The organism is Enterobacter sp. WCHEn090032 (assembly GCF_003986875.1).
GTDB classification, from domain to species: Bacteria; Pseudomonadota; Gammaproteobacteria; order Enterobacterales; family Enterobacteriaceae; genus Enterobacter; species Enterobacter sichuanensis.
The window spans coordinates 1-16,521 of the sequence record NZ_RXRN01000023.1 but is presented as its reverse complement, the minus strand read 5'-3'; the positions used below and the strand labels follow the sequence as shown (position 1 = coordinate 16,521).

General features: G+C 57.5%; 15 protein-coding genes. 10 read left to right on the top strand and 5 right to left on the bottom strand.

Features of this window, described 5'->3' with window-relative positions:
* Window positions 1–43 precede the first annotated feature (43 nt).
* A complete protein-coding gene (locus EKN83_RS17575; RefSeq protein ID WP_025757487.1) occupies window positions 44–1,096 on the top strand; it encodes a patatin family protein in 1,053 nt (350 codons plus the stop codon).
* A complete protein-coding gene (locus tag EKN83_RS17570) occupies window positions 1,093–1,875 on the top strand; it encodes a TatD family hydrolase (RefSeq protein ID WP_126801377.1) in 783 nt (260 codons plus the stop codon). Before EKN83_RS17575 ends, EKN83_RS17570 begins: the two co-directional genes overlap by 4 nt.
* On the opposite strand, the gene EKN83_RS17565 is transcribed toward EKN83_RS17570, so the two are convergent.
* Entirely contained in the window at window positions 1,870–2,730 is an 861-nt protein-coding gene (locus EKN83_RS17565) for a YjjW family glycine radical enzyme activase (protein ID WP_025757489.1), read from the bottom strand. The genes EKN83_RS17570 and EKN83_RS17565 overlap by 6 nt on opposite strands.
* Entirely contained in the window at window positions 2,705–4,252 is a 1,548-nt protein-coding gene (locus EKN83_RS17560; protein ID WP_126801376.1) for a YjjI family glycine radical enzyme, read from the bottom strand. Before EKN83_RS17560 ends, EKN83_RS17565 begins: the two co-directional genes overlap by 26 nt.
* A 262-nt stretch (window positions 4,253–4,514) precedes the next feature.
* Between EKN83_RS17560 and deoC the strand changes: the two genes are divergently transcribed.
* The 4 genes from deoC (at window position 4,515) to deoD (ending at window position 8,838) form a co-directional block, all read left to right on the top strand.
* On the top strand, window positions 4,515–5,294 hold the full coding sequence (deoC, locus tag EKN83_RS17555; RefSeq protein WP_032672469.1) for a deoxyribose-phosphate aldolase: 780 nt from the start codon (window positions 4,515–4,517) through the stop codon (window positions 5,292–5,294).
* Window positions 5,295–5,395: 101 nt separating this feature from the next.
* Window positions 5,396–6,718 (top strand): thymidine phosphorylase, encoded by a 1,323-nt coding sequence (gene deoA / locus EKN83_RS17550; protein ID WP_045284838.1) that lies wholly within the window; start codon window positions 5,396–5,398, stop codon window positions 6,716–6,718.
* A 53-nt stretch (window positions 6,719–6,771) separates the two neighbouring features.
* Entirely contained in the window at window positions 6,772–7,995 is a 1,224-nt protein-coding gene (deoB, locus tag EKN83_RS17545) for a phosphopentomutase (protein ID WP_025757495.1), read from the top strand.
* Between the two features lie 120 nt (window positions 7,996–8,115).
* Entirely contained in the window at window positions 8,116–8,838 is a 723-nt protein-coding gene (deoD, locus tag EKN83_RS17540) for a purine-nucleoside phosphorylase (RefSeq protein WP_013095492.1), read from the top strand.
* 85 nt (window positions 8,839–8,923) lie between these two features.
* Here deoD and lplA read toward each other — a convergent pair whose 3' ends face one another.
* Together lplA and EKN83_RS17530 are read right to left on the bottom strand one after the other, a co-directional pair.
* The gene (gene lplA / locus EKN83_RS17535; RefSeq protein WP_126801375.1) at window positions 8,924–9,940 is read right to left on the bottom strand and encodes a lipoate--protein ligase LplA; all 1,017 of its coding nucleotides are present in this window, start codon (window positions 9,938–9,940) and stop codon (window positions 8,924–8,926) included.
* Window positions 9,941–9,979: 39 nt separating this feature from the next.
* Entirely contained in the window at window positions 9,980–10,624 is a 645-nt protein-coding gene (locus tag EKN83_RS17530) for a YtjB family periplasmic protein (RefSeq protein WP_025757499.1), read from the bottom strand.
* Between the two features lie 117 nt (window positions 10,625–10,741).
* Between EKN83_RS17530 and serB the strand changes: the two genes are divergently transcribed.
* From serB to nadR, 3 genes are read left to right on the top strand one after another with little or no spacing between them, the layout of a single operon-like run.
* Window positions 10,742–11,710, top strand: coding sequence for a phosphoserine phosphatase (gene serB, locus EKN83_RS17525; protein ID WP_045284835.1), 969 nt, complete (start codon window positions 10,742–10,744; stop codon window positions 11,708–11,710).
* Window positions 11,711–11,721: 11 nt separating this feature from the next.
* Entirely contained in the window at window positions 11,722–13,107 is a 1,386-nt protein-coding gene (radA, locus tag EKN83_RS17520; RefSeq protein ID WP_045284834.1) for a DNA repair protein RadA, read from the top strand.
* A gap of 35 nt (window positions 13,108–13,142) precedes the next feature.
* A complete protein-coding gene (gene nadR, locus EKN83_RS17515) occupies window positions 13,143–14,375 on the top strand; it encodes a multifunctional transcriptional regulator/nicotinamide-nucleotide adenylyltransferase/ribosylnicotinamide kinase NadR (protein WP_025757503.1) in 1,233 nt (410 codons plus the stop codon).
* A 111-nt stretch (window positions 14,376–14,486) separates the two neighbouring features.
* Here the strand turns inward: nadR and EKN83_RS17510 are convergent, their stop codons facing one another.
* Complete coding sequence (locus EKN83_RS17510) at window positions 14,487–15,488, bottom strand: zinc-binding alcohol dehydrogenase family protein (RefSeq protein WP_126801374.1); 1,002 nt, start codon at window positions 15,486–15,488, stop codon at window positions 14,487–14,489.
* A 108-nt stretch (window positions 15,489–15,596) separates the two neighbouring features.
* Here EKN83_RS17510 and EKN83_RS17505 point away from each other — a divergent pair, with 108 nt between their 5' ends.
* The gene (locus EKN83_RS17505; protein WP_126801373.1) at window positions 15,597–16,496 is read left to right on the top strand and encodes a LysR family transcriptional regulator; all 900 of its coding nucleotides are present in this window, start codon (window positions 15,597–15,599) and stop codon (window positions 16,494–16,496) included.
* The last annotated feature ends 25 nt before the right edge of the window (window positions 16,497–16,521 follow it).

The window sequence follows — 16,521 nt, the reverse complement described above, 5'->3', positions numbered from 1 at the left end:
CGTTACTGTGGTGTTATAAAATAATCAAAACAGGAAAGCAGAGGTGGGGCAACGAATTCCCGTTACGCTCGGCAATATTGCGCCGCTGACGTTAAAGCCGTTTCGCGCAGGCCAACTCGCGCTCGTTTGCGAGGGAGGCGGACAGCGCGGTATTTTCACCGCTGGCGTGCTGGATGAATTTATGCGCGCGCAATTCAACCCGTTTGACCTGTACTTCGGCACGTCTGCCGGGGCGCAAAACCTCTCTGCTTATGTCTGTAACCAGCCTGGCTACGCGCGCAAGGTCATCATGCGCTACACCACGGCAAAAGAATTTTTTAATCCGCTGCGCTTTGTGCGCGGTGGCAACCTGATCGACCTCGACTGGCTGCTGGAGTCGACCTCCAGCCAGATGCCGCTGGCCATGGACACCGCCGCCCGCCTGTTTGATAGCGGTAAAGAATTCTGGATGTGCGCCAGCCGGGGGGATGACTATTCGCCAGGCTATTTTTCTCCTCAGAAGGAGAACTGGCTGGATATCATTCGCGCCTCCAGCGCCATTCCCGGTTTTTATCGTACCGGTGCGCTACTGGATGGCATTAGCTATCTGGACGGGGGCATCAGTGACGCGGTACCGGTGCAGGAAGCTGCCCGGCGCGGGGCGAAAACCATTGTGGTGATCCGTACCGTGCCATCGCAAATGTATTACACCCCGCAGTGGTTTAAGCGGATGGAACGCTGGCTGGGTGACAGCAGTCTGCAGCCGCTGGTGAATATCGCGAAGCAGCATGAAACCACCTACGGCGCGATGCAGCGTTTCATTGAAAAACCGCCGGGTAAACTGCGTATTTTTGAAATTTATCCCCCTAAGCCGCTGCTGAGCATGGCGCTCGGCAGCCGCATTCCTGCGCTGCGCATGGATTACAAAACGGGTCGGCTATGCGGACGCTACTTCCTGGCGACGGTGGGAAAAATGCTGGCGGAGCAACCGCCGCTTCACCGGCATAAACGCATTATTACGCCGCCTGCGATAGTCGCCAACGACGCCCTGACGAAGCCGCTGGTGGATATCCCGCAGGCGAATGACGCTTTATTAGATAACGAGGATCTGGCGTGACGCACCGCTTTGTTGATACCCACTGCCACTTCGATTTTCCGCCGTTTACAGGGGATGAAGCGCAAAGCATTGCGAAAGCCGCCGAGGCAGGCGTTCAGGCCATTATTGTGCCTTCAGTTGAAGCGGCTTATTTTTCCCGCGTGCTGGCGCTTTCCGCACAACACCCCGCGCTCTTTGCCGCGCTTGGCCTGCATCCGATCGTGATTGAGCGACATCTTGACGAGCATATTGAGAGGCTCGATGAGGTACTGATGACCGCAGGAGATAAACTTGTCGCCATCGGTGAGATCGGCCTCGATCTTTACCGTGAGGATCCGCAGTTTGAGCGCCAGCAGACGATCCTCGACGCGCAGCTCAGGCTGGCGAAGCGTCACGATCTGCCGGTGATCCTTCACTCACGACGCACGCACGATAAGCTGGCAATGCACCTGAAACGCATCGATCTGCCGCGAAAAGGCGTTGTACACGGTTTCTCCGGCAGCCTGCAGCAGGCGCAGCGTTTCATTGAACTGGGCTATAAAATCGGCGTGGGCGGCACCATCACCTATCCACGGGCCAGTAAAACCCGCGACGTGATGGCCCAGCTGCCCTTGTCGGCCCTGCTGCTGGAAACCGACGCACCGGATATGCCGCTGAACGGTTTTCAGGGGCAGCCGAATCGCCCGGAACAGGCGGCGCGCGTGTTTAGCTCCCTTTGTGAACTGCGAAAAGAGCCTGAAGAGGTGATTGCCGATGCGCTGCTGGAGAATACGCGGTCAGTATTTGGCATCACGCTATAGATACAACGCCGGACGGATCACCGTTATCTTCTGTTTTTCCAGCGCCTGCGCCAGCGGTTCAACGTCTTCTGGCGTGGCGCTGCGCCAGGACGCCGCCTCACCGTAAACGCCCTGTCCATGAAACGCGTTAATGCGCACTGGCACATTTCCAAGCCCATGGATAAACGTCGTCAGCGGCTTGAGCTGTTCCAGATAGTCACACTGCTCCGGAATGACCAGCAGACGGAGTTCCGTCAAACGATGACGTTCTGCCAGCCAGCGAATGCTTTGCTTGATCAGCGGGTTATCGCGCCCGGTCAGGAAGCGGTGGCGTTCGTTTCCCCACGCCTTGAGATCCAGCATCGCGCCATCCAGTACCGGCAGCAGCTTTTGCCAGCCGGTTTCACTTAACAGACCGTTGCTGTCGACCAGGCAGGTGAGATGGCGCAGGGCAGGATCGGCTTTGATCGCGGTGAACAGCGTGACTAAAAAGGGTAATTGCGTCGTGGCTTCACCGCCACTCACGGTGATGCCTTCAATAAATGGCGCTGCTTTGCGGATCTGCGCGAGGATCTCCTCCACGCTCAGGCGGTGTGCCATGGGCGTCGCCTGCTGCTGGCACAGGTGCAGACAGGTATCGCACTGCTGACAGTGACTCTCCTGCCACCAGACGCGTCCGGCCTGAATGCTAAGGGCTTCATGAGGGCAGTGGGGAACGCAGTCTCCACAGTCGTTGCAGCGGCCGATCGTCCACGGATTGTGGCAGGTTTTGCAGCGCAGGTTGCAGCCCTGCAGGAACAGGGCCAGCCGGCTGCCCGGCCCGTCCACGCAGGAAAAAGGAATGACCTGACTAACTAAAGCGCATCTGCTGTTCATGGCTTATCACGCGTGGCTGACGTTCCAGAATACGGGTATTGCGCGCGGCCTCTTCACCCAGCCACGTGGTATTGGTTCTCGAACCTGCTTCCCGGTATTTCTCCAGATCCGATAATCGCACCATATAGCCGGTCACGCGGACCAGATCGTTACCCGCGACGTTGGCCGTAAATTCCCGCATGCCCGCGTTGAACGCGCCGAGACAGAGTTGAGCCACCGCCTGGGGATTCCGTTTTACCGTCTCATCCAATGTCAGTATGTCGCTTATCCCGGCATGATAGTGCTGGTGATGAGGGGCCACGGCCAGCAGGTGGCTGATGGGATCCGGCTCGTCGCCGTAGGGCAGACGCGCGCCCGGCGTGGTACCCGAATCAGAGCTGATCCCCGACTGCGCATGCAGCATCGCGCGCTGCTTCCAGCCATGTTTCACCGGCGTATGTTCAACAAACGCCGCCAGCTGTTCACTGATGCGATAGCCCAGCGCGTTGGCCTGCTCATCTTTGCCGTAACGCCCTGCGATACCTGCTTTTTCACAGAGCGCATTGACCGCTTCCGCGAGGCCGTACAGGCCAAACATGGGCACAAACCGATCGGCATCAATCAGCCCCTCTTTCACCAGGAAGCTATTCTCAAAGAAGCCGGACTGTTGATACAGAAAATCGCAGCGGGCATCGATGATGGCGATCTGCTGCTGGCAGTAGTGGGGAAGCGTACGGGTGAAAAAATCGTCGAGGGAGGTGCTGTGTTCGGCAATGGCTTTGAGGTTGAGGCGCACCAGGGTACTGCCGCCGCCAGCCAGCGGCAGGGAGTTGTAGCAACTCACGACACCGTAACGGCCTTTTGTGAAAATTTTATCATTCACCGGGCCATTCGAAATATGCGGTTTGCTGCATTCGCAAATGTTTTTAGCGACCGCATGCAGCAGATCGTCAGGCGTGATCGCCGGGTCATAAATAAACGTCAGATTCGGTGCGACCTGCTTCAGCTCGGCATCAGCGCGTAAAATGGCGCGCGTGACGGGCGTATCTGCCGGGCCGATATTGGCGTGCATAAAGGCGTCGGGCAAGGTGCGGTCGAGGTAACGCCAGAAACGTTTTATTCGAATATCGATTTCGTCTTGTGTTAGAATTCTAACATACGGTTGCAGAAGTGCATCGAGATGGCCGAGATAGACCGGCATCGATGTGACGGACGGAACATGGTGGTAGAGGATGGTTAACAGCGAGAGGGCGTCATCAAGATCTTTCGCCCCCTCAAGCTCCAGCCACTCTGAACCGTTAGCCAGAAATGTTGCGTAATCCGGCAGAACATAACGGGGTTTGTAGGGCGCGTGGCCTTCGAACATGTCGCAAATAAACCCCTCGCCCAGCGCGGCTCTGGCAGCCTCTGGTAGTGCCGGATAAGGCAGATTGTTTTCCGCTTCCAGCGCCAGAAAATGCCGTTTTTGTTCGGGGGTTAACACCGGACTGGTCACAATGTGCTGGCAACGTTGTTGCAGGGCGTCGGGGCTGGCGTGGGACATGTTCGCTTCCTTCAATGTTCTGCGGATGATGAACGGATTGTAGGAAGCCGGCCCGTCAGGGCTTTTGATCTGACAGGGGGAATCGCTGTTTTAGCCGACGATTTCCGTACTAAAGTTTGAAGAAGATCTCATTACAGTAATGCAAATTTGCACGTAGTTTTCATTAACTGTGATGAATGTCGAAGTGTGGATGCGGGTAGATGTTAGAATACTCACAGACCCGCAAGGTAAAATTGATACGGCACTGCCGTTGGAGAATGTTATGACCGATTTAACTGCAAGCAGCCTGCGCGCGTTGAAACTGATGGACCTGACCACCCTGAACGATGACGACACCAATGAAAAAGTCATCGCCCTGTGCCATCAGGCGAAAACGCCCGTCGGTAACACTGCAGCCATCTGTATCTACCCGCGCTTTATCCCGATTGCCCGTAAGACGCTGAAAGAGCAGGGTACCCCGGACGTGCGCATTGCAACCGTGACTAACTTCCCGCACGGCAACGACGATATTGAGATTGCGCTGGCAGAGACCCGTGCGGCGATTGCTTACGGCGCAGACGAAGTTGACGTGGTCTTCCCGTACCGTGCGCTGATCGCCGGCAACGAGCAGGTGGGCTTTGACCTGGTGAAAGCCTGTAAAGAGGCCTGCGCGGCGGCAAACGTGCTGCTTAAGGTGATTATCGAAACCGGCGAGCTGAAAGAAGAAGCGTTGATCCGTAAAGCTTCTGAAATCTCCATCAAAGCCGGTGCCGATTTTATCAAAACCTCAACCGGTAAAGTGCCGGTGAACGCGACCCCGGAAAGCGCACGCATCATGATGGAAGTGATCCGCGATATGGGCGTGGAAAAAACCGTGGGCTTCAAACCGGCGGGCGGTGTGCGTACCGCTGAAGATGCACAGACATTCCTCGCCATTGCAGATGAACTGTTCGGGGCTGACTGGGCTGATTCCCGTCACTACCGCTTCGGCGCGTCAAGCCTGCTGGCCAGCCTGCTGAAAGCGCTGGGACACGGCGACGGCAAGAGCGCAAGCAGCTACTGAGTTTGAATTGCCGGGTGGCGCTACGCTTACCCGGCCTACCCGGATCGTGGTCGGGTAAACCGTACCCGCCACCCTTCACCCGATTCCTCATGGGGGTTACCGTGTTTCTCGCACAAGAAATTATTCGTAAAAAACGTGATGGTCATGCATTAAGCGACGAAGAGATTCGCTTCTTTATCAACGGCATTCGTGATAACACCATCTCTGAAGGGCAGATTGCGGCCCTGGCGATGACCATCTTCTTCCACGATATGTCGATGCCCGAGCGTGTCTCGCTGACCATGGCAATGCGAGATTCAGGAACCGTTCTGGACTGGAAGAGCCTCAATCTTAACGGTCCGATTGTCGACAAACACTCTACCGGCGGCGTAGGCGATGTGACGTCGCTGATGCTCGGCCCAATGGTAGCCGCCTGCGGCGGTTACATTCCGATGATCTCCGGACGCGGCCTGGGCCACACCGGCGGTACGCTCGACAAACTGGAAGCCATTCCGGGCTTCGATATCTTCCCGGATGACAATCGCTTCCGCGACATTATTAAAGACGTTGGTGTGGCGATTATCGGCCAGACCAGCTCACTTGCTCCGGCAGACAAACGTTTCTACGCCACCCGCGATATTACCGCGACCGTTGACTCCATCCCGCTGATCACCGCCTCTATCCTGGCGAAGAAACTGGCGGAAGGTCTGGATGCGCTGGTGATGGACGTGAAGGTGGGCAGCGGTGCGTTTATGCCAACCTATGAACTCTCTGAAGCGCTGGCCGAAGCGATCGTTGGCGTCTCCAACGGCGCAGGCGTGCGCACCACCGCGCTCCTGACGGACATGAACCAGGTGCTGGCCTCCAGCGCCGGTAACGCAGTTGAAGTGCGTGAAGCGGTGCAGTTCCTGACGGGTGAATACCGTAACCCGCGCCTGTTCGACGTCACCATGGCGCTGTGCGTGGAGATGCTGATCTCCGGCAAGCTCGCCAAAGACGACGCCGAAGCGCGCGCGAAGCTGCAGGCGGTGCTGGACAACGGCAAAGCGGCGGAGATCTTCGGCCGCATGGTTGCCGCGCAGAAAGGCCCGACAGACTTCGTCGAAAACTATGCGAAGTACCTGCCAACCGCGACGCTCAGCAAAGCGGTGTATGCCGACAGTGAAGGATTTGTCTCCGCCATGGACACCCGTGCGCTGGGTATGGCGGTGGTCTCGATGGGCGGCGGTCGTCGTCAGGCCTCAGACACCATTGATTACAGCGTTGGCTTTACCGATATGGCCCGCCTGGGCGACAGCGTTGACGGCCAACGTCCGCTGGCGGTGATCCACGCGAAAGACGAAGCCAGCTGGCAGGAAGCGGCGAAAGCGGTGAAAGCGGCCATTGTGCTCGATGACAAAGCGCCAGAAACCACACCGACGGTCTATCGCCGTATCACCGAATAGCGGTATACTGATCTGATCGATAATTTTTGAAGCACTACGTACGGAGAACAATTATGAAACGTGCATTTATTATGGTGCTGGACTCATTCGGCATCGGCGCAACCGAAGATGCAGAACGTTTTGGTGACGTGGGTTCCGATACCATGGGTCACATCGCGGAAGCCTGTGCAAAAGGCGAAGCGGACAACGGTCGTAAAGGCCCTCTGACTCTACCCAACCTGACCCGCCTCGGCCTGGTCAAAGCGCATGAAGGTTCTACCGGCAAAATCGCCGCCGGTATGGACGGCAACGCGGAAGTGGTGGGTGCCTACGCCTGGGCGCACGAACTCTCTTCCGGTAAAGACACCCCGTCAGGGCACTGGGAAATCGCCGGTGTGCCGGTGCTGTTCGACTGGGGTTATTTCTCCGATCACGAGAACAGCTTCCCGCAGGAACTGCTGGATAAGCTGGTGAAGCGTGCCAATCTGCCGGGCTACCTCGGTAACTGCCACTCCTCCGGTACCGTGATTCTGGACGAGCTGGGCGAAGAGCACATGAAGACCGGCAAGCCGATTTTCTACACCTCTGCTGACTCCGTGTTCCAGATTGCCTGCCACGAAGAAACGTTTGGCCTGGATAAACTCTACGAGCTGTGCGAAATCGCCCGTGAAGAGCTGACCGAAGGCGGCTACAACATTGGCCGCGTTATCGCGCGTCCGTTTATCGGCGACAAAGCGGGTAATTTCCAGCGTACCGGTAACCGTCATGACCTGGCCGTTGAGCCACCGGCGCCTACGGTGCTGCAGAAGCTGGTTGATGAAAAAGGCGGTCACGTGGTTTCCGTGGGTAAAATCGCGGATATTTACGCCAACTGCGGTATCACGAAGAAAGTGAAAGCGACCGGTCTGGATGCGCTGTTTGATGCCACCATCAAAGAGATGAAAGATGCGGGCGACAACACCATCGTCTTCACCAACTTCGTGGACTTCGACTCCTCCTGGGGTCACCGTCGCGACGTAGCGGGTTATGCAGCCGGTCTGGAGTTGTTTGACCGCCGTCTGCCGGAGTTGATGGAGCTGGTAGGAGAAGATGACATTCTGATCCTGACCGCGGACCACGGCTGTGACCCAACCTGGACCGGTACCGACCACACCCGTGAGCACATTCCGGTGCTGGTGTACGGTCCGAAAGTGAAACCCGGTTCGCTCGGTCACCGTGAAACCTTCGCGGATATCGGCCAGACTATCGCGAAATACTTTGGTACGTCTGACATGGAATATGGCAAGGCCATGTTCTGAATGATGTTGGGTGCGGCCTGATGCCCTCACCCCAACCCTCTCCCACAGGGAGAACAGAATGTAGGCCGGGTAAGGCGTAGCCGCCACCCGGCAAAAACAACAATGTAAAAGGAACTGAAGATGGCAACTCCTCACATTAATGCAGAAATGGGTGATTTCGCTGACGTCGTATTGATGCCGGGCGACCCGCTGCGCGCGAAGCACATTGCAGAAACTTTCCTCGAAGACGTGCGTGAAGTGAACAATGTTCGCGGCATGCTGGGCTTCACCGGGACCTACAAAGGCCGCAAAATCTCTGTAATGGGCCACGGTATGGGTATCCCGTCCTGCTCTATCTACACCAAAGAGCTGATCACCGACTTCGGCGTGAAGAAAATCATCCGCGTCGGCTCCTGCGGTGCGGTGCGCATGGACGTTAAGCTGCGTGACGTGGTAATTGGTATGGGTGCCTGCACCGATTCCAAAGTTAACCGTATGCGTTTTAAAGATCATGACTTCGCGGCGATTGCCGACTTCGGCATGGTGCGTAACGCGGTTGACGCGGCAAAAGCGCTGGGCGTGGACGCGCGCGTGGGTAACCTGTTCTCCGCTGATCTGTTCTATGCACCAGACGGCGGCGAGATGTTCGACGTGATGGAAAAATACGGCATCCTGGGCGTGGAAATGGAAGCGGCGGGCATCTACGGCGTCGCGGCTGAGTTCGGTGCGAAAGCGCTGACCATCTGCACCGTGTCTGACCACATCCGTACCCACGAGCAGACCACCGCTGCCGAGCGTCAGACCACCTTTAACGATATGATCAAAATCGCGCTGGAATCTGTTCTGCTGGGCGATAAAGAGTAAGCGCTGTTGTGCCGGGTGGCGGCTTCGCCTGACCCGGCCTACGGTTTTCCAGGCCCGCTAAGCGTAGCGCCAGCGGGCTTTTTTACTAGCGCACGGCCTGTGCAATCCACGCTGACAACTCCCGCAGCTCATTTTCCTGCTCCGGGAAATCCCCAATCAACGCGTCACATTCCTGCTGCAGCATATCCGCCCGGTACAAACAGCCCTGTAAACGTTCCGCGAGCGCTTCCAACGGCGCCGGATTCAGACTGTCCGTAAACACCTGCGTACGGGTGATATGCCCTTTCTCGACATCAAAGTGCAGTTCCACGCCGCCCCAGGTAAAACGCTCGTCCAGCAGGTGAGAGAAGGCCGGTGCCTGGCCGAAGTTCCACTCCCAACTGCTCTGGCGGGCAAACGTTTCTGCAAAATTTGGCAGGTCCGGCGTCTTATCCGGCGAAATGAGTTCAGCTTCCACGCGCTCGCCGTAATGCGCGAAGAACGCCTCGCGCACGGCCTCACAGATTTGCTCATGGGTAATGCCCGGCAGCAGCTCGACCAGGTTCGCCACGCGGCCGCGCACGGAGGTAATTCCCTTCGCCTGCAGCTTTTTCTTGTCGGGATTCAGGTAGTTCGCCAGCCGACTGAGATCGGCGTTAAGCAGAAGGGTGCCGTGGTGGAACCCGCGATCCATCGTTTCGCGATAGGCAGAGCCGGATACTTTGCGATCTCCCTCGGGCGTTTTGACCACCAGATCGTTACGTCCGGAAGCTTCCGCCGTCACGCCGAGTGAATTCAGCGCGTTGAGCACAATCGAGGTGGAGATGGTTTTGTCGTATTCCGGTTTACCCGCCATAAAGGTAAAGCAGGTATTGCCCAGATCGTGAAACACCGCGCCACCGCCGCTGCTGCGGCGCGCCAGACGAACATTGTCCTCTTCCATACGCCGCGTGTTGCACTCTTTCCACGGGTTTTGCGCGCGGCCAATAACCACCGTATCGGCGTTGCGCCAGAGAAACAGGACGCGCTGGGTAGCGGGCATCTGGCGGAAGATGCACTCTTCAACCGCGAGATTAAACCAGGGATCGTAAGAGTCAGAGATAAGCAGGCGTAACGTCGTCATGGCAGAGTTCCTTTTCCGAATCATCCGCCTACTTTATCACTATTCTTTCTTCTCGCTCTCTTCGTCTTCGGGAACGGATTTGCTGGCGGTCAGCAGGAACGGGGATTGCTGCCAGCGCGAGCGTTTGCCCCGAAGCAGGGTGCGTGCGAGAACCACACCAATGGCGAGCGAAAGCAGCAGCATCAGGCGCAGAATGTTGGTGGTGTTATCGACCTGCTTGGCTTCGGTTGGCAAAGTATGCGTATCAAGGGTCAGGCGCAGATAGCCCAGCGGACCATTCTTTCCCTGAATGGGTTCGACAATCTGCTGGTTGAAATAGCCGCCGGCTTTTTTACCGTCCAGCGCAAGCCTGTCGCGTACGTCGACATGTTCGCCCGCGCGGGCAATCAGGTCGCCTTGCTCATCATAGACACCGGCATCCAGAATACGGCTGTTTTCCGTCAGCAGACGTAAAACCTGGCCTATACGTTTTTCGTCCGGCGTTTCGGTACGCATGGACGGCGCAATATTAAACGTTACCTGGCGTGCCAGCGTGCGGGCCAGCTCTTCAAACTGCGGATTGCGTTGCCGTTGATGATTCTGGCTGAACCACGACGCCCCTTGCATCAGCACCACTAAGAGTGCGAGACAGGAGAGGACAATCACGGCGCGATGGAGCCGGAATTTCAGTTTTGCGCGAGCCATATTCCACCTGCTGAAAATTTACGGCTTAATGTTGCCAGAAGTGATGGTTACAGGGTAGCCTCATGCGTTATTTTCCCTCTGCAACCTTCCGGCGCGAACGAAATTACAGGAGCTTTAATGCCGAACATTACCTGGTGTGACCTGCCAACGGATGTCTCTTTATGGCCAGGATTGCCGCTCTCTTTAAGTGGCGATGAGGTGATGCCTCTGGATTACCACGCCGGTCGTAGCGGCTGGCTCCTCTACGGACGCGGTCTGGATAAGCAACGCCTGACCCAGTATCAAAGCAAGCTGGGCGCTGCGATGGTTATCGTCGCCGCCTGGTGCGTGGAAGACTACCAGGTCATTCGCCTGGCTGGCTCCCTGACGCAGCGCGCAACGCGTCTGGCGCATGACGCCGGGCTGGATGTCGCCCCGCTGGGGAAAATTCCGCACCTGAAGACGCCGGGTCTGCTGGTGATGGACATGGACTCGACGGCGATCCAGATCGAATGTATCGATGAGATCGCCAAACTGGCGGGCAGCGGTGAGCTGGTAGCGGAAGTGACCGAGCGTGCGATGCGCGGTGAGCTGGACTTCACCGCCAGCCTGCGACAGCGCGTGGCGACCCTGAAAGGGGCCGATGCCAACATCCTGCGCCAGGTGCGCGATGAGCTGCCGCTGATGCCAGGGCTGACGCAGCTGGTGCTGAAGCTGCAGTCCCTTGGCTGGAAAGTGGCGATTGCTTCCGGGGGCTTCACCTTCTTCGCAGATTATCTGCGGGAAAAACTGCATCTGACCACCGTGGTGGCTAATGAGCTGGAGATCATGGACGGTAAACTGACCGGCCAGGTGATCGGCGATATTGTGGATGCCCAGTACAAAGCCAACACCCTGACCCGTCTGGCGGAAAAATATGAGATTCCGGTCGTGCAGACCGTCGCCATCGGGGACGGCGCAAACGACCTGCCGATGATCAAAGCGGCCGGACTTGGCATTGCCTACCATGCCAAACCAAAAGTGAATGAAAAGACGGAAGTGACTATCCGTCATGCTGACCTGATGGGGGTGTTCTGCATTCTCTCCGGCAGCCTTAATCAGAAATAACGAGGTAAACCGTGGCGAAAGCTCCAAAACGCGCATTTGTCTGTAATGAATGTGGTGCGGATTATCCGCGCTGGCAGGGGCAATGCAGCGCCTGTCATGCCTGGAACACCATCACCGAAGTGCGTGGTGTGGCGGCTTCGCCGAGCGTGGCGCGCAACGAACGCCTGAGCGGCTATGCGGGTAATGCCGGTGTGGCGAAAGTACAAAAGCTTTCGGACATCAGTCTTGAAGCGTTGCCGCGCTTCTCCACCGGCTTCAAAGAGTTTGACCGCGTGCTCGGCGGCGGCGTGGTGCCGGGCAGCGCCATTCTTATCGGCGGTAACCCTGGCGCGGGTAAATCGACTCTGCTGCTGCAAACCCTCTGCAAACTCGCCGAACAGATGAAAACCCTGTACGTCACGGGCGAAGAGTCGCTGCAGCAGGTGGCGATGCGCGCGCACCGTCTGGGTCTGCCCACGGGCAACCTGAACATGCTGTCAGAAACCAGTATCGAGCAGATCTGTATGATCGCCGAAGAAGAGCAGCCGAAGCTGATGGTGATCGACTCCATCCAGGTGATGCATATGGCGGACATTCAGTCCTCGCCGGGCAGCGTGGCGCAGGTGCGTGAAACGGCGGCCTACCTGACGCGCTTTGCCAAAACGCGCGGCGTGGCAATTGTGATGGTCGGCCACGTCACGAAAGACGGCTCGCTGGCGGGGCCAAAAGTGCTCGAACACTGTATCGACTGCTCCGTAATGCTCGACGGCGACGCTGACTCCCGTTTCCGTACCCTGCGCAGCCACAAAAACCGCTTCGGGGCGGTGAACGAACTGGGCGTGTTTGCCATGACCGAACAGGGGCTGCGTGAAGTCAGCAACCCGTCGGCCATCTTCCTGAGTCGTGGCGATGAAATCACCTCCGGCAGTTCGGTGATGGTGCTGTGGGAAGGGACGCGCCCGCTGCTCGTCGAAATTCAGGCGCTGGTCGATCACTCGATGATGGGCAACCCGCGGCGCGTGGCGGTCGGTCTGGAACAGAACCGTCTGGCGATCCTGCTGGCGGTGCTGCACCGTCATGGCGGGCTGCAGATGGCGGATCAGGACGTTTTCGTTAACGTGGTCGGCGGCGTCAAAGTCACTGAGACCAGCGCGGACCTGGCGCTGCTGCTGGCGATGGTCTCCAGCCTGCGCGACCGACCGCTGCCGCAGGATCTGGTCGTCTTCGGCGAAGTGGGCCTCGCCGGGGAAATCCGTCCGGTGCCCAGCGGGCAAGAGCGTATCTCCGAGGCGGCAAAACACGGTTTCCGCCGGGCTATCGTTCCGGCCGCTAACGTGCCGAAAAAAATCCCGGAAGGGATGCAGGTATTTGGCGTGAAAAAACTCGCAGATGCGTTAAATGTCTTTGACGACTTATAATTACGTATTCGATTTTGCAGGAGGCACCGTAATTTATGTCATCATTTGACTACATCAAAACCGCAATCCGTCAGAAGGGCTGCACGCTGCAGCAGGTGGCGGACGCCAGCGGTATGACCAAAGGCTACCTTAGCCAGCTGCTGAACGCCAAAATCAAAAGCCCCAGCGCGCAGAAGCTGGAAGCGCTGCACCGCTTTCTGGGGCTTGAATTTCCGCGTATGCAAAAGAACATCGGCGTGGTGTTTGGCAAGTTTTACCCGCTGCATACCGGGCATATCTATCTGATCCAGCGCGCCTGTAGTCAGGTGGATGAACTGCATATCATCATGGGGTACGACGAAACCCGCGATCGCCAGCTGTTTGAGGACAGCGCCATGTCGCAGCAGCCGACGGTGCCGGACCGCCTGCGCTGGCTGCTTCAGACCTTCAAGTATCAGAAAAATATTCGCATTCATGCTTTCAATGAAGAGGGCATGGAGCCCTATCCGCACGGCTGGGACGTGTGGAGCAACGGCATCAAGGCGTTTATGGAAGAGAAGGGCATTGCTCCGAACTGGATTTACACCTCTGAAGCGTCCGACGCGCCGCAGTTCCGCGAGCATCTGGGCATTGAAACGGTGCTTATCGATCCGAAGCGCACCTTTATGAACATCAGCGGGGCGCAGATCCGCGAAAACCCGTTCCGCTACTGGGATTACATCCCGACTGAGGTGAAGCCGTTCTTTGTGCGCACCGTCGCGATCCTGGGCGGCGAGTCGAGCGGGAAATCAACGCTGGTCAACAAGCTGGCGAATATCTTCAACACCACCAGCGCCTGGGAGTACGGACGCGATTATGTCTTCTCCCATCTGGGTGGGGATGAGATGGCCCTGCAGTATTCCGACTACGATAAAATCGCGCTTGGGCATGCCCAGTACATTGATTTCGCGGTGAAATACGCCAACAAGGTGGCGTTTATCGATACCGATTTCGTGACCACGCAGGCGTTCTGTAAAAAGTACGAAGGGCGCGAACACCCGTTCGTGCAGGCGCTGATTGATGAATACCGCTTTGACCTGGTGATCCTGCTGGAAAACAACACCCCGTGGGTCGCCGATGGCATGCGTAGCCTTGGCAGCTCCGTGGACAGGCGTGAGTTCCAGACCATGCTGGTGGATATGCTCAGGGAGAACAACGTGGAGTTTGTGCATGTGGAAGAGTCGGATTACGACTCCCGTTTCCTGCGCTGCGTCGAGCTGGTGAGGGAGATGATGGGGGAGCAGGGATAAAAAACTTCCCCCCTCACCCTGCCCTCTCCCCATAGGGGAGAGGGTAAAGACAGCGCCGTGCGATCCCCTCGCCCCTATGGGTGAGGGCTAGGGTGAGGGGCATCAAACCACTCAGAACTCAACCACCACTTTCCCGCGCATATGCCCGTCCAGCACTTTACGGTGCGCCTCGGTAATGCTTTCCACGCTCAGCCCGTGCAGCGTTTCACTCAGCGAACTTTCCACCACGCCGGTATCCACGAGCTTCGCCACCTCATTTAAGATTTCACCCTGACGCGCCATATCAGCGGTCTGGTACATGCTGCGGGTGTACATAAATTCCCAGTGCAGGGCGGCGGATTTCGATTTCAGCTTGTCCTGGTTCAGCGGATGCGCGTTCTCAACGATGGAACAGATATGCCCCTGAGGCGCAATCAGGTCACTGACCGCATCCCAGTGTCCGTCGGTGTCGTTGAGGATGAAAATATAATCCACAAAGGTGAGTCCCTGTTTCGCCAGCTCGCCTTTCAGGTCGTGGTAGTTCACCACCACATCTGCACCGCGATCGCGACACCACCGGGCGGAATCGTCTCGTGAAGCCGTGGCAATGATCTTCACCTTGCTGTTGTGCTTCGCAAAGGGGATCGCCAGCGATCCCACCCCACCCGCACCGCCGATGATCAGCAGCGTTTTGTCTGCGCCAGCATCCTGAATGTTCAGCCGTTCAAACAGGCCTTCCCACGCGGTGAGTGCGGTCAACGGGAGAGCAGCGGCAGCCGCCCAGCCGAGGCTTGAGGGTTTGTGCCCGACAATGCGCGCGTCAATCAACTGATGGGTGGTGTTGCTGCCTGGACGGGTGATGTCCCCTGCGTACCACACTTCATCCCCCGGTTTGAATCCGGTGACGCCCGTCCCAACGGCTTTGACGATCCCGCTGGCATCCCATCCAAGCACGCGCGGCGCATTCAGCCCGTTTTGGGCCAGGCTTGCATGCACCTTGGTGTCCACCGGGTTAATGGAGACGGCTTTCACCTCCACCAGCAGATCGTGCTCGCCGGGCTGCGGCATTGGCGAAGTGATTTCCATGAAAGTGGAAGGATTTTCTGGGTTAACGGCAATGGCTTTGACTGACATGGTGTGCTCCTCAATGGAATACGTTTTGTTGAGACTAGTCTATTAAGTGGCCATGCGCGTGATAAGATGGACAATCAAGAACTCAGCGTTCGTACAGGATGAACAATCATGTTTAAACAGCTGCAGGATATGGCGCTGTTTGCGCTGGTGGCTGAGATGGGGAGCTTCACTGCCGCAGCGCAGAAAGCCGACCTGCCGAAATCCAGCGTGAGCCAGCGCATCAGCCAGCTTGAACAGCAGGTGGGGATCCGGCTGCTTAACCGCACCACGCGCCGGCTGAATCTGACGTTTGCGGGTGAACACTATCTTGTCCACTGCCGGGAGATGCTGGCGGCCAGCGAGCGGGCGGAGTACGCCATTCAGCGCCTGCGCGAAAACCCAAGCGGGCGGCTTCGCATCACCTGCCCGGCGGGAATTGGTGCGACACTACTGGCGCATATGAACGCCGAATTTCAGCTCCGCTATCCTGACGTTTCGCTCGATGTTTCCATTTCTGACGACGTGCTGGACCTGGTCGAGTCAGGCTTTGACGTGGCATTGCGAACCGGTAAGCCGCAGGACTCCTCTCTGATAGGTCGGATGATCGGCCACTGCCCGCGCTTTATGATGGCCTCACCGGCGTACCTGGCGCGTCAGGAGCCGCTGACGCATCCTCGCCAGCTGGTGGAGCACCGCTGTATTACCCACAAAGCCTGGTCCGAGTGGCTGCTGCAAAGCGCAGGCGAAGATTACCGCTACCTGCCGGATAACGCGCACATGACCGATAATCTGGTATACGCCCGCGAATGTGCGATTGCCGGTGCAGGAATCACGCTGCTTCCGGCATTTTTGCTGGAAGATAAGGTCGAGAAAGGGGCACTGGTGCAGGTGCTGCCGGAATGGCGCGTCGAAGGAAACGACCTGTGGCTGGCCTACCCGAGCCGTAAGCTCAACTCGCCTGCGCTGATGAGCTATATCGACTTTGCAATGCAGTTTGATGAGGTGAAGCGGTATTACGTGGGCGGGTGATTATGTGCGGCCTGATGCCCTCACC